General features: G+C 48.8%; 12 protein-coding genes. 7 read left to right on the top strand and 5 right to left on the bottom strand.

The window, feature by feature from the left end; all coding sequences use genetic code 11:
- Positions 1–73 precede the first annotated feature (73 nt).
- Positions 74–709 (top strand): TetR/AcrR family transcriptional regulator, encoded by a 636-nt coding sequence (locus AB6B37_RS02175; protein ID WP_371397257.1) that lies wholly within the window; start codon positions 74–76, stop codon positions 707–709.
- Here the strand turns inward: AB6B37_RS02175 and AB6B37_RS02170 are convergent.
- Complete coding sequence (locus AB6B37_RS02170) at positions 706–2,001, bottom strand: FAD-dependent oxidoreductase (RefSeq protein WP_371397256.1); 1,296 nt, start codon at positions 1,999–2,001, stop codon at positions 706–708. The two genes, AB6B37_RS02175 and AB6B37_RS02170, sit on opposite strands and share 4 nt — an antisense overlap.
- Positions 2,002–2,092: 91 nt before the next feature.
- Between AB6B37_RS02170 and AB6B37_RS02165 the strand changes: the two genes are divergently transcribed.
- The 6 genes from AB6B37_RS02165 to AB6B37_RS02140 all read left to right on the top strand — a co-directional run bounded on the left by AB6B37_RS02165 (position 2,093) and on the right by AB6B37_RS02140 (position 9,561).
- Complete coding sequence (locus tag AB6B37_RS02165; RefSeq protein ID WP_371397255.1) at positions 2,093–3,409, top strand: spinster family MFS transporter; 1,317 nt, start codon at positions 2,093–2,095, stop codon at positions 3,407–3,409.
- A gap of 11 nt (positions 3,410–3,420) precedes the next feature.
- A complete protein-coding gene (locus AB6B37_RS02160; RefSeq protein WP_371397254.1) occupies positions 3,421–4,251 on the top strand; it encodes a class II aldolase/adducin family protein in 831 nt (276 codons plus the stop codon).
- 671 nt (positions 4,252–4,922) lie between these two features.
- On the top strand, positions 4,923–7,181 hold the full coding sequence (locus tag AB6B37_RS02155; protein ID WP_371397253.1) for a DUF3363 domain-containing protein: 2,259 nt from the start codon (positions 4,923–4,925) through the stop codon (positions 7,179–7,181).
- 123 nt (positions 7,182–7,304) lie between these two features.
- A complete protein-coding gene (locus AB6B37_RS02150; RefSeq protein ID WP_371397252.1) occupies positions 7,305–8,414 on the top strand; it encodes a hypothetical protein in 1,110 nt (369 codons plus the stop codon).
- Positions 8,415–8,440: 26 nt separating this feature from the next.
- Entirely contained in the window at positions 8,441–8,728 is a 288-nt protein-coding gene (locus AB6B37_RS02145; RefSeq protein WP_371397251.1) for a transposase, read from the top strand.
- Complete coding sequence (locus AB6B37_RS02140; protein ID WP_371398396.1) at positions 8,725–9,561, top strand: IS3 family transposase; 837 nt, start codon at positions 8,725–8,727, stop codon at positions 9,559–9,561. The genes AB6B37_RS02145 and AB6B37_RS02140 overlap by 4 nt, the downstream gene beginning before the upstream one ends.
- A gap of 246 nt (positions 9,562–9,807) precedes the next feature.
- Here AB6B37_RS02140 and AB6B37_RS02135 read toward each other — a convergent pair whose 3' ends face one another.
- From AB6B37_RS02135 to AB6B37_RS02120, 4 genes are read right to left on the bottom strand one after another with little or no spacing between them, the layout of a single operon-like run.
- A complete protein-coding gene (locus AB6B37_RS02135; protein WP_371397250.1) occupies positions 9,808–11,355 on the bottom strand; it encodes an SLC5 family protein in 1,548 nt (515 codons plus the stop codon).
- 9 nt (positions 11,356–11,364) lie between these two features.
- On the bottom strand, positions 11,365–12,864 hold the full coding sequence (locus AB6B37_RS02130; protein ID WP_371397249.1) for a tryptophan halogenase family protein: 1,500 nt from the start codon (positions 12,862–12,864) through the stop codon (positions 11,365–11,367).
- Positions 12,865–12,868: 4 nt separating this feature from the next.
- Complete coding sequence (locus AB6B37_RS02125; RefSeq protein WP_371397248.1) at positions 12,869–13,897, bottom strand: cupin-like domain-containing protein; 1,029 nt, start codon at positions 13,895–13,897, stop codon at positions 12,869–12,871.
- Entirely contained in the window at positions 13,890–14,606 is a 717-nt protein-coding gene (locus AB6B37_RS02120) for a SapC family protein (RefSeq protein ID WP_371397247.1), read from the bottom strand. The genes AB6B37_RS02125 and AB6B37_RS02120 overlap by 8 nt, the downstream gene beginning before the upstream one ends.
- Positions 14,607–14,631 lie beyond the last annotated feature (25 nt).

The raw sequence follows: 14,631 nt of genomic DNA, 5'->3' as shown, positions 1-14,631 counted from the left end.
ATTCAGGTATAATAATGGCAAATCAGGCCAGACTATAGTAGAGCTATCATCACAACCCAAGTGAAAGGCCATCATGGCAAAGCAAAAAAATCGATCAGGACGTCCAACGAAAGAGGATGCACGCGATGTAAAAAATGATATTTTGAATGCTGCGGTAGATCTTTTTTCCCAAAACGGCTTTCAAAGAGTGGCTATCAAAGACGTCACCGATAAAGCGGGAGGATCGGTGGGTTTGGTCCGGCATTACTTTGGCACTAAGGACGATTTGATCTCCGCGACCAATGATCATGTCATGAGGCAGCTACAAGCCCTTTTTAAAGCCATGTACGAAAACCTGGATTTTGAAAATGGCGAAGATCTCATCAATCGTATTCAGGAACGTACCGTCAATCTTCTCATGCCGAATGTCGGTTTACTGTTTTATTTTCGCCGATTGATTGCAGAACTGCCTGATGCTGCCACAAAGACTTTTTCGGCATATCACCAACTCTTGCAAGGGCACTTTGAGAGGCTGGATGAGTTAGGCTTTTTAGCTCCGGACGCGAACAAAAAATGGCTCGCTTTTGAGCTCATGTTTATTCAGCTTGGACCGGTTTTGTTTTCTGAACAAATAGAAGCGATTACGGGCAAGGCAGCCCATGATCCACAAAGCGTTAATGAGCGTGGTAAGGAAACTATCCGCTTAATGAAAGCGGCCATCAAACACTAGCGATCATAGAGAAACGGTGCCGGGTCAATATCAGGGGTTTCATCCTTAAACTGATCAACCAAGAGTTTTGCTGCCCCCATAGCATTCGTCCAGCCTAAATGCCCATGCCCGATATTCATCCAGAGACCCGCAACGGGCGTTGGCCCTATCGTTGGCCGCCCATCCGCACTCATAGGGCGCAGCCCCGTCCAAGCCGTGCCGGTTGATAAGTCTATTTTCTCTGCCAGATGAGGGTATACACGCATAAATAAAGCTTGAAGGTTTTCAACGCGAACCTTGTCAATTGTGGTGTTACGACCTGCAAATTCGGCGGTCCCGACAAATCGCAAACGTTTACCTAAGGGCACGACTGCGGCATGCATCGCATCATCGATAACAGGAACATGCGGACAATCATTACCGAGGACAGTCGCGTCCACCGTGAATGAATATCCCTTCGCAGGTGCAATATCGATTTTAAGTCCTAAAGGCGCTAACAGCCGAGACGGTAAAACACCGGTGGCAACAATAACGGCTTTACCTCTAATCACCTCGCCTGTTAAAACTTCGACGCCACTGACTTTTCCGTTCTCAACTAGAATTTTTGTAACTGTTGTCTCTGTCTTAATTTTCCCACCTTTTTCTTGCGCTGATACCGCAAGAGTTTTACTGAACTGGTGAGCATCGCCCGTTTTGTCATTTGGAAATTGCAGTGCGCCCGTCAAACGGTCACGGATCGCATATAGCTGTGGCTCCACATCTAATGTCTCTTCAGTAGTCAATTTCTTGAATTCGAGGCCCTTACCTTCCAACATACGCGCAAGTCGCAAAGGACTCGCCATAGCCTCATCAGATTCAAAAATCTTGAGCGTCCCTTTATTAGCTGCGGCATATTTAAGGTCATAATCCACTCGCGCCTGCTCTGTCAGTTCGGTAGAATAAGCGGCCAAAGTATAGTTAGCCATTGTTGTTGCTTGGTGACGTGTTGGCGATGAATTTCGTAAGAACTTTAATCCCCACGGCGTCAGACCAGGTATGGCTTTCCAACGTAGTTTCATGGGTGATTTTGGATCGAACAATGATTGAAGTAAGTGCTTTCCAACACCTGGGCCATTCCACGGGTCAGGCATCGACGGTGTCTGCATGCCACCGTTAGCAAAACTTGTTTCTTCAGCAACACCGCTGCGGGCTTCCAACAAAACGGCCTCTATCCCACTCTCTGTCAAGGCGTGTAGCGTCGACACACCCATCAGCCCCCCACCTACGACGATTACAGGGTTTTCTAAGGCTTTACTTTTGGCTGCGTAGGTCATGCGTTTATCCGACAAAATATTTTGCTTTTGTTTATTTCGTTTTTAGGTTATCCCAAATTAATAATATTGCAATATAATTTAGGGGAACGTGTTGAGCAAAGCCGAAAGCCAGGGAGAAGCAGTGACCCTCAAGACCCCGAATGGGCATTGGTGGATCTTGTTTGTTTTAACCTTAGTTTATGGTCTAAACGTTGTTGATCGTTATCTTCTAGGCATATTGCTACCAGAAATTAAAGCCGAGATGGTGTTGCCCGATTGGTCACTTGGACTATTGACCGGCTTTGCCTTTGCTCTTTTTTACGCAACACTTGGCTTGCCCATTGCCCGTTTGGCGGACAAAAGACCGAGAAAAAATATAATCGCAGCGTGTCTTGGCCTGTTCAGCTTTGCAACGGCCGCTTGCGGTCTGGCAACAAATTTAATTGGGCTGTTCTTTGCACGTGCAGCAGTAGGCATTGGCGAGGCCGGAACAGGGCCCGCATCTTACTCAATCATTTCTGACCTGTTTTCCAAAACCAAACGCTCTACAGCTATGGCCATTTATGCCGTCGGCGGAAATCTCGGAATTTTAATTGGCTTTGCATTGGGAGGTTACCTTGCCGCCCAATATAGCTGGCGGATTGCATTCTTCGCCATAGGGCTGCCGGGCTTATTGGTAGCGGTATTAGCTTTTTTAACGATAAAAGAACCCGCGAGAGGCATGTCGGATGGGTTGAAGAACAGCGCACATCAGGACGATAATTATATCGACACTTTAAAATTTTTGTTTGCTCAACGGTCTTATGTCTGGATTGTGGTTGGCACAATCCTTGTCCAGTTTCTGGGAACAGCCGTTATAAATTGGCTCCCCTCCATGCTGGACCGCACACACGGGCTTCCTCTTGACGAAGTTGGTCTCAAGCTTGGATTAGCCATTGCAATAGTTGGGTCCGTCGGGACTCTTCTTCTAGGAGGTCTGCTAGCGGATTGGCTTTCACGACGAGATATGCGCTGGTCGCTCTGGATCCTTGTTATTGGCGAGTTATTACTAATCCCAGGGTATGCATTGGTGCTATTGGCTCCAACAGGTGATCTCGCGATTGCAGCCTTTATCTTCCCTGCCCTTTTGGCAACGTTCTTTATTGGCCCAGTTCTCTCACTATCCCAAACCTTGGCCCCACCACATATGAGAGCGACATCAGGCGCTGTGCTAATGTTTTTGATTAGCTTAATCGGCGCCGGCTTCGGTCCTGTTGCCATCGGCCTCTTGAGCGACTTGCTCCGCCCAGCTTATGGTGAAGATAGTTTGCGCGCAGCCTTGTGGCTAGCACCATGTGCAGCTGTACTTGCGGCAGCTGCTTATGCATTGGCAACCCGCACTTTAGTTTCGGATATATCCCGCGCCGAAAATTTCGGCTTAGACTCATAGGAGACTTCAACATGCAAGCTACTCAAACGGACAATGCATCCATCCCATTCTCAAACTTTGAAATTCCTGACCCTCTCTCTATTCCAACCCTTCGAAGTGTTGTCTCGCAAGAAGAGTGGGCCCTCCGTTGTGACCTTGCGGCCACTTATCGTTTGTGCTCGCTCTTTGGATGGGACGATCATATCTTCACGCATATTTCCGCTAGGATGCCAGATACGGACGGGAAGAAACGTTTCTTGTTGAACCCCTACGGTGTGGGCTTTGAGGAGATGACCGCCAGTAGCTTAATCGTCGTTGATGAAGACGGCGCAGTTATTGGTGACACGCCTTATTTTTCCAATCCAGCAGGCTTTGTTATTCATTCTGCAATCCACATGGCGCGTGGGGATGCCCATTGCGTATTACACTTACATTCACCGCACGGAACAGCTGTATCAGCGCAGCCTGATGGATTGTTGCCGATCACTCAGTTTGCAATGGTCGTTCATGATGATGTTGCCTATCATGACTACGAAGGAATTGCGACTGACCTGGACGAAAGAGAAGTTTTAGTTCGAGACATTGGAAATCACGGTTGTCTCATGCTCAGAAACCACGGAACCCTCACCGTTGGTGAAAATTGTGCTGTCGCTTTTCTGCGAATGTACTTTTTAGAGCAAGCCTGTAAAACTCAAATTCTTGCTCAAGCAGGAACAAAGCCGCCTCTCATGTGTACCCCCGACCTCTCATCCAAAGTCGGCGAGCAAGGTGCGGCCGCATTTATGCCTGGCATGGGTGACAACCTCGCATGGCCCGCTTTTTTACGGCGATTAAAACGACAAAACCCAGGATGGGATGTTTAAAAAACAAAGCTAGAAAATGGTACAGGCCCGCACATAACAACGGTCTTCCGCCTATCGACATCATCCGCCTACCTTATTTGCTGCATTGGCCATAACATCCGTGTAAAAATGGGCGTAGCGTGCGGTAGACTTGGAGCTCTTATGTCCAAGCAGCTTTCCTACAATCGGTAGTGATAGGTTCTGCGCAACAGCCGTACTTCTGATGTCCGCTTTGCCCCCATTTGAGAAGAAGCGCGAGAGGTCTCTTTTGGGCGTTTTAGGACGCCCCTTCAACGCCCGCTCTATACTTGAAATACGCACTCTCTCTTAATTCCTTCCCCGCTTTGCGGCGAGTCCAACGCCCCTGCCTCCGCTCGTGTGGGCGGCTCCGTCAGGCGCGTCGGACGGCTCTGTTTTGAAAGAACGTAATTAATTAGATAGGATTGGCGCTTGGGGAGAGATTAGGAGAAGAAAGAGCTTTAGCAAGATAAAGCGAACCGCCCTTTTGGGGGCACTTCGACGCTAAAGCTCTGTTTTTGCTACGCGAGTTGGGGTGTTACTTTTTCGGTAACTCATGCGCGGTGCCTCCAAAGTGCCCCTATCCCGCTAATACCTAGAAGCTCCCGTTCCCCTGCATTTTATGGGCGGCTTTCCTCAAGACAAAACCGCCTCTTTTGCCCGATTATGGGCGAATGACGCATGAAGATGATTTCCGCTTAAGAGCCAAAGCCCGCGAATCCAGCAGCCGAGGTTCAGAGGTCAGTATCCCCGCCAGCTATAAGGGGTTTTTCCAAGAGGCCCGCATTGGGCTTGTGAGAGGCAAAGCTGTCTCAGGACGGCGCACACTGACGAAACCCGCAACACCGCGCACAGGACGGTTTAACGCGAGAGGTCGAGGCCGTGCCGCCTTGGAGCGCGGCATTGGGCCGAAGCAAGGCTGGCGCGTTCACCGCGCCACAGGAGATCGCTACCGTGCCAGACGCGCGATTGTGAAGGTGCGTGTTGTGAAGCTACGCAATGCCAAGTCTTCTGTCTCTCGCGGGCACTTGGCTTACCTCCAGCGCGAAGGCGCAGGTGTGGAGCGCGCCGAGGGATTAGATGGCTCGGCGGAACAGACGCCGACGCGAGGCCAGCTCTACGGCCCAGAGGACGGCGTTGTGGTTGACGGACGGGATTTTGTCGCCCGCTCGCAAGAGAGCTTTGACGGACGCGGCGACCCGCACCAGTTTCGGATTATGATCTCGCCAGAAGACGGTGCGGAGCTGGCCCGCGTGAACTGCGACGGAACACCCAACCTGAAAGAGACAACACGAGCGTTGATGACGCAGATGGAAGAGGACTTAGGCACGCGGCTAGATTGGGTGGCGGTTGACCACTTCGACACGGCCCATCCGCACACGCATATCATTGCACGGGGCGTCACCCATGATGGCAAAGGATTGAACATAGCAGGCGAATATATATCGCGCGGCATAAGAGGACGGCTGGAGGAAGAACTCACCCGCGAACTAGGCTGGAAGTCCGAGCTTGAAATCCAGCAAGAGATGAAGCGCGAAGTCGGCGCTATGCGGGTGACCACAGCGGATAGGCATATTGCGGATGGGTTAGACAGGAACACGAACATCATCGACCTACGCGCAGGCTCCACCGCCAGCAAATTTGGCAGGCACTCATCTATGAACCGCCACATCCTAATCGGGCGGATGAACCATCTTGAGAAAATGGGCTTGGCACAGCCAACAGATCAGGGATGCTGGCAGTTAGAGAAAGACGCCTTCAAGACCCTTGGGCAGATTGAACAGCGAGAGCAGCTTAACAAAGAAATCCATGCGGCTGTGGAACGAGCCAACGTTAAGCGCCCTATCCGTTTGAATGATGGCCGCACAGACTATGATGGGAATTTATCCAATCGCCGTTTCATTGGACGCGTGATTGCAAAGACGCTTGGACGTGATGAAGGCATGAACCCAGACGCAAAAGGCGGCGGAAAAGTACGGTTCATAATCGATGGCACTGACGGCTATGTCAGCACAGTTGAGACAGGCATGGACACGCGAGCGGGCGAAGCGGCTAAGGTCGGCTCTATCATTGAGGTCTCCCCGCCTAGCTTGCGGACAGTTGACCAAAACCTACAGGCCCTCGCGACGGGCAAGGATTATCACGGCAAGCCTCGCAACGGACTTGTTGGAAATTATGCGATAGCGACGAGCGGCCCAGAGGATTGGGTAGACGGGAGCGGCAGCAGAAGTGCGGCACATATGCGGGTGCACAGATTGCGGCTTGCAACGCTAGTTGATGCGGGTGTGGTGCAAGTCGTCAGCAAAGACAAAGACGGCGACCCCAATGATTGGCGCGTACCAGAGGACTTTGAAGAGCGGGCTATCGCACTCGACTTGAGACAAGGCCGCGCGTCAGGCGTGAAGCTGCTTTCGCGCCAAGACTTGGATGCACAGCTCGCAAGTCCCGGTGCGACGTGGCTTGACCGCGCACAGGTGAGTTGGGGCAGAGGTGGACTAGGAGGAATAAGCGTAAAATCTAGCGCCTTCGCAAAAGAGCTGCACACGGCTTTCCAGCAGCGCCGTACATGGCTTGTTGAGCAGGGCTATGCAGAGCTACGCCAAGACGCTCAGAAAACCTCCATCATCTACAAGCGCGGCTATTTAAAAGCACTAGAGACGGAAGGGTTTAACGCCGCCGCCGAAAAGCTGGAAGGCATGACAGGCAAAGCTCACGTTGCGGCGCAGTCAGGGCGGTTGATTGAAGGCACAGTCTCGCAGAAATATGAACTCCCCCACGGCCCCCACGCAATGATTGAGACGCAGCGAGCATTTTACCTCGTGCCTTGGGAAAGCACTCACACGCAGAAGTGGGGCAAGCGTATCAAAGGCCGCGTGCTTAGCGGCGGTGGTATTGATTGGGAAACAGGGCGCAGTCGGGGTATTGGGAGATAAAGAAGTAATCTAAAATTAATGTTGCCAAATTTTTCTTCTTCATTGATCTTGAGGGCTGGCTTGTGCTTTGAGTCTATATAGAATAAAAGATTAAAATCCATGCTGGAGCATATAAGATAAATAATGACAGGCTTTGATGAAGAAGAAAGAACTAGACTGACTTCTGAAATTAATTCGGAGAGTATTTCCTCAAATCGTAAAATGGCTAGCCAAGTCTTGGCTACAAAAATCAAGGGCGCTGTAGATTTTATCTGGTTGCTAGAAGAAGATTACGGCACTGAATACTTAGCACTATCTTATTCCACGCTAAACGATGATAGAGATACGGCAAATGAAGTGTTTCACGAGAGATTTACCGCTATAGATTATAGCGACAATTATAACGATTTCCTTGACGCAAATAGAGCGTTGATGGAAGAAATCACTATCAAACTTCTAAATCAATTCGACAAAGTAAACCATTCTTACAATTTGTACCACGAACCAGTATTCGATGTGATTTTAGAAAATAACAAAAGTGGAAAAAAATCACAGACTCCTCTTGGGTGGGTAGTGATAGCGAAACCAGAGAGTAAAAAATTCGATGATCAGGAAAAGCAGGCGATTGTTAGATATACATATCAGCTAGCCATTGCTTTGCGACAGGGCAGAGACAACAGAAGATTAAACGCCATAGAAGCAATTCATTTAATTTTAGCACGCCAAAAGACAATTGATAATTCAATAGTCGAAACAGGTGAATTACTAAAGCAATTCTGCTCGATGAGTGAATTTTTTTTCTTTACATCCCAATCAAACAGAAAACTACTTCGTGATTATTTTAAAGAAATTTACGAAAACACTGGCAGAGAATATGAAGCAGAATATAAAGAGATCAGCCGCTCTCTTTCCAATTTCTCAGTGTCTGAATATGGCGCTGGACATTTAACGCCAGTAAAATTCAATGCCTTTTTATTAAACGAGGCTGGCAAACCGATTATTGATAGAGACAGCCTCTTGAAACGGAAGGACGAGAAAAGCCATATCTTGTACATACCACTGGTGGAGCAAGGGTTAGCGATTTGCGAGCATTCTATAAAACCTATTAAAGGCGTTCAATCTTATTTTGGACAACAGCAAATTGTTTCCCACAGATTGTTCCTTGCCTCAAAAGATACACCTCTATTTCTAGCCGGCACGATTAGCTCAACCGACGTGTCCTTGCCCCTTAAAACTGGACCATCTTTTACTTAGTAATTTTGATGGAAAGGGAAATGATTATGGCGAGGAAACGGTTTTCGGATGAGGATGTTATTCGGCTTTTGCGGCAGATTGAGGTTGAGACGGCGTCTGGTGCTAGCGTAGCGGAAGCTTGTCGATCAGCCGGTGTGAGCGATGCGACCTATTATGGTTGGCGGAAGAAGTTTGGCGGCATGGGCCCGTCCAAAGTCCGGCGTATGAAAGAGCTGGAGAAGGAGAACCAACGTCTTCGTAAAGCGGTATCTGCTCTCACACTCGACAAGCTTATCCTGAAGGAGAGCCTTGATTATTTAAAGCCCAAGGCCTGACGGCTCCAAAGCTACGTCAGGCCGTTATCTACTGCCGCCAAAAGCTGAACACATCTGAACGCCGGACTTGCAATGTGATCGGTATGACGCGGAGCAGCTTCCGCTATCAGTCAGCTTCTAAGGATGATGATGAAGAGCTGCGGCTCGCTTTAATTAAACTGGCTAAGCGATATGGACGTTATGGCTATCGGAAGATCGCCGCCCTCCTGCGCATGGAAGGCTGGCCGGTCAATCATAAGAAGGTTGAACGTATATGGCGCGAGGAAAGCCTACAGCTCCCCAAGCGCCATAAGAAACGAAGACGTCTTTATCACAAGGATAGCTCTGTCATACGACTGCGCCCCTTGCATCAGAACCACATATGGAGTGTCGATTTTGTTCACGACAAGCTGAGTTCTGGACGGCCTTACAAGATGCTGACGGTATTGGATGAGTATACCCGTCAAGCCTTGTGTGTTGAGGTGAAGCCCAAGATGGGCTCGGCGGATGTGTTGGAAGCCCTGTACAGGCTTCTGCTAAAACATGGGAAGCCGGAGTATATCCGATCCGACAATGGGTCCGAGTTCATTGCAGCCGCTCTCCAACTCTGGCTACGCAAAGTCGGTATCAAGCCGATACAGATCTATCCCGGCTCACCCTCGGAGAACGGCTACAATGAACGCTTCAATGGCACTTTGCGCTACGAGGTTCTCAACGCCGAATGGTTCACCAGTATCAGGCAAGCCCAGACAGTGATCAATATGTGGCTCAAGGAGTACAATCATATCAGGCCGCACCAGTCCCTGAATATGCGCCCGCCGGTGCCAGAGACTCTAAATCAAACTGGTACATGAAATGGGGGCTGGACACATTGTTGTGGATAATTTATCAGACATCGCAGTCAAACAACATTACACCACTACATGGTTCAAAAAACACTATGATTATGACGCATAGGATTGCACCTTAAGAGTCCTAAAAAATTGCTGACTTGAAACATTGATATTAGGTCCGACTATGGCAGTTTTTTAATGTGTCACAAACTACCCCATACAGCTTGAGGGCTATTAAGCGACTCGTCGAACCCATGCCAAGCTTGATTACTTAAATACAAACACTGTTCCCAGTGTAATGAGAACCAAGAGTGCAGCGATCCATCGATCCCGTGCCATATTTACCTTTGTTGCGTCCAAAGACCGCGTCGAGGACCATAGTAACCTCGGATCCACCGCGGGTATATCGCCGTGCAAACTCACGGCAAAAAGCGTGCCCGCGCTGACAACTGCAACAGGCAATGGGACGTGTAAATAATGGATGTAGAATAATCCCACGACATCACCAAGTAAACCGATCAACGCCGCCGTCACTAACCCAGCAGCCAGCGCTGCAATTGCGCCGCCTGAGGTCGCACGTGGCCAAAACATGCCGCCAAGATAGACCACGACAAAGGGGGCGACTGCATAAGACAATAGTCCCTGTACATATTCAAATAATGTCCCAAAGTTACCAATCATTGGGGCCCAAATGGCGCTAACACCGATGATAATGAACGTTGTAACCCTACCAACCCAGACCAATTGACGGGGCGAGATATCGGGTCGATGTCCTTTTATAAAATCCATCGTTACCAAGGTTGAGGCCGCGTGCAATGTCGAATCTGTATTAGACATTAAGGCAGAGACAAAGCCAGCCAATACCAGTCCCAGCACCCCTACAGGTAATAATTCGACCAGCATAGCGGGATAGATACGATCCGCTTCTGTTAATCCCGGTATTAGTGTTATGGCCGCAATCCCGGGCAGCACGATAACGAACAGGGCAAGTGTTTTCAGAAACCCTGCCATAAATAGTCCGCGCCGTGCCTCTGTTTGGTCCTGCGCGCTTAGCACCCATTGCACCATATTTTGATTAACCAGCCAGTAATAGGCACCAATAATTGGAATTCCCGTGAGCAATCCCGTCCACGGCACAGCCCGATCATCGAGCCCTCGGATGAGGTTCAAACTGCCCTCAGGCGCGGTTTCTAAGAAGGCTGACCATCCTCCCACGGCCGAGAGAGAGAAATAAGCGATTAAGAACGCCCCAAGAATAAGAATTAGCGATTGATACATATCCGTGCGGGATATAGCCGTCATGCCGCCCACAACAGAATAAAGCCCCGCCATTAACATGATAATCATGATCACAGCATGGGTCGAAAGTTCCGGTATGAATTGATGGAGCAGCAGCCCCCCTGCATAAAGCGAACCTGCCATATCAATAAAGACGAGTAAGAGAATGATAAATACAGAATAGAGCGTTTTAACGCGTTCGTCATAACGCTCTGTCAGATATTGCGCGATAGTATAAACGCGGCTACCCCGCACGACACCCACCATGACAAGTGCAAAGAACACAATCGCCATAATGCCGACCCACTCATAATTGTAAATCGCAATACCGATGACATAGGCCGCGCCAGTGATACCAATAAGGCCCGATGCAGAGAAATTAGTCGCAAAAAGTGAAAACCCAATCTGATACCATTTCAGTTTTCGGCCCGCCAAAAAGTAATCTTCAGTCGTTTCTGTCTTGTTTTCACCCAAAAGACCAATTGCCAAAAACACAGCAATAAAGCCCAGTAAAATTATGCCGTCAATTATAGTCAAAAGACGGGTTTACGCATCTGGCGCTGCGCAATATTGCCGGATGAAATCAGCATGGGATGGCAGTTTCGCGGCCGTCGAATCTACATCGCTTTTTATTTTTTGCAAAAAATATTCAATTTCCTCATCGCGCATCTTATCGGCAATCGGGTGATAGGATTGCGGCATGATGCCCTGCCCCATCATACATTGAATCCAAGAGTTTTCTGCAAATAATTCATCGTTCTTACGAAAAACGCGGCCGGTTTTTTCAAATAAATCGATTTTTTGGCGGACACTATTTGGCACATCCATGCTGGCGCAATAACGCCAAAAATCACTATCTCGCCGTTCCGTGACGCAATAGTGCATAATCAAAAAATCTCTAATTTTATCCATATCCTCAAAAGTTTGATCATTGAATTCTTTGACATCTGCATCTGATATGACTTGGGCGGGCAGCATTCGCATGAACCGCATAATCGCCCTCTGTATGAGATGTATTGAGGTCGATTCCAAAGGTTCCATGAACCCAGCCGATAGGCCTAACGTAACGCAGTTTTTCTCCCACTGCTTACGCCGCGCGCCCGTCTGAAAACGAATAAAGTTTGGCTCTGTCAACGTCTCGCCCTCGATATTAGAGAGCAGCCGTTCATAAGCGGCATCTTTGTCTAGATATCGGCTACAATAAATCAGCCCATTACCAGTGCGGTGTTGTAGGGGAATACGCCACTGCCACCCTGCGTCATGCGCGATTGCGCGGGTATAAGGTTTCGCTGGCTCCACAGATTTTGTTTGGATAGCCACCGCCGCATCACAGGGAAGATAATGAGACCAATCATCATATCCAACATGCAAGGCCTGCCCCATCAAAAGGGACCGGAACCCTGTGCAATCGATGAAAAAATCGGCTTTGACCGTCTCTCCCGACTCTAGTTTTAAGGCTGCAATATGCCCAGTGTTCGGGTCAAGCATGACATGATCAATCTTGCCCTCTTTACGCACAGCGCCATTGTCTTCGGCAATTTTTCGCAAAAACTTTGCGTAACGGCCGGAGTCCAAATGATAAGCATAATTAAGGGCATTATCAGGAAGCTGGGCAAATTTTCCCTGGAGGCCCGCAACGACCTCTAGGCAATAATCTTCAAAGCTTTCGGCCACGCCGCGCGCTTTGCCCGATAGCCAAAAATGCTGGAACCCGCTGGTCCAATGGTCTTTACCTGTATGGCCAAAGGAATGAAAATAGTCCTCACCGACATCTTTCCAATTTTCAAAATTAATACCCAACTTAAATGTGGCACCTGTCTCTCGCATGAACTCCGCTTCGTTAATGCCCAACATACGGTTGAATGACAGCAATGGCGGGATCGTCGCTTCGCCGACGCCAACTGTACCGATACTGTCAGATTCAACGAGCGTCACCTCAATTTGATCACCCATAATTTTAGCCAGGGTCGCCGCCGCCATCCAGCCTGCCGTACCGCCGCCTGCAACAACATAACGCCGAAATTTCTTGGGTATTTCTGATGTCATAATATTATTCACTGCTTAGCGTCTTAATTAAGAAAGATCTGATTTTGCTGGCGTTCTTCGCAGTCATCGGGCCCAAAATACCGTGTCCATGTTCTGGGATATGGTCAGTGACTTCGCCTGTGTTATCGAAAACATAATGGTTAAACACGTCGCGCCAATGTGATTTCTCATCATCGGGCAAATCACGAATAGCCATCATAGCGTGATTCAGCGCGTTCTGCGGCCCCCCAAAATAGCGCGGCGTATCGCGCCACCAATAATTGACGAGGACATTAAACGGGTCGAGCCCCTCGACGTGATGCCACCACATTGATGGGATATGGAGGGCATCGCCAGGCTCTAATTCCGCAGTAAAAGCGTTATCTAATGCGTCCTTGAATTTCGGATAAGCTTCAAAATCGGGATTGTGGAAATCAACCATACTAATTGCTCTTCCGGCGGGCGTATTATCAACAGGGCCAATATATAGGTTTTTAATTTGATCCGGCGGGAAAAGCGTAAAGCGTCGCCGACCAACAGCGACGCAGGCCAAATTATCGGGAAAATCGTTATGGGCAGCAATACGGCTTTTCGTGCCAATCCAGATTGATTCCATCGGGACGCGATCACCGAAATCAACATGATTTTCTTCATGGAGACCATCAAAAAAACGAGTGACGTTAATCGCACTAAGATAAATTATTGGCGCAGGGACTGTATTTTCAACGGCGTCTATACGATCAAAAATTAAGGGCAACTTCGCCTTGCCCATTTCAATATTCATTGACATGTCATCGCGGTAGAATAGGCGGCCGTTAAATTCATCAGACCCCATAGACACCGGAAATGGACGGTCAACCGCTTTGGAGAGCAAATAGTCTCTGGCGGCCCTTGCCGACGTTTTCCCAGCCTTAACCAACGGCCAGTCTTTCACCATATCGCGCACGACAAACGGCTTGCGCGCCGCGAAGTGCGGCTCTAAATCGGCCAGCGTTGCCCCTGAGGCCTCAGGCAAAGCGCGCATCGTTTTAAAGATGTCTGCATGATTAAACATTAATAGCAGCGGCCTCTTTTCGGGCAATTAATTTAGAGAGGTTTGATAACGACGCGAGCGCCATATAACTTGGCATAAGGTAGCCCTTGCTTTGCAATTCAGCCAAGCCTTCAGCGCTCAGTTTATTAAGCCGCTCTTCATGGATAACATGGAAGCCGACAAGCCTGTTTTTCGCTCCATCTTTCATAGTGACGTCAATGGACAGCGGTTCAAGCAAGTCGTATTTTTTTAGGCAATCAATATATTCGCTAGAGGCTCTATAGCCGCCGTCCAAATGGCTTAGCTTATTTGAAATACTCTCCAAATAGGCGGTGGGAATGCCGTTATCATCAAAAATGCGGCGGCCTTCGCCTTTGCCAATGCGGGGGCTATCGCTATCGATAACGACTTTGCGATCTGCATCATGATCTGATGGACGACCAATCATGAAGGGCTGGATGTCCATCGCAAGCGGGACATAGCTCGCGTCCCACCGGCCGTTGTCTAAAAACAAGTTTTCGCCATTCTCAAGCCCGAACATGGCCAAGCAATTAAACGCTTCACGCTCCTGATCCAGTTGAAATAAAATCGTGTAATGATTTTGCAAATTTCGAAATTCTTCGGGGAATGTAATACAGCACATAGTTGCGTCGCCCATACCCTCTGACCGCTCTTCTAATATACGCAAGTCTTTGTGATCTCGCGGATTTACGGCAACATGATTTGGCATGGCTTAGCTCTCTATTCTTATTGTT

Origin of the sequence: Fretibacter rubidus (assembly GCF_041429785.1) — a bacterium.
Taxonomy (GTDB): Bacteria; Pseudomonadota; Alphaproteobacteria; order Caulobacterales; family Maricaulaceae; genus Fretibacter; species Fretibacter rubidus.
Note: the sequence above shows the minus strand (reverse complement) of the source record. Positions and strands in the feature narration are given on the sequence as shown.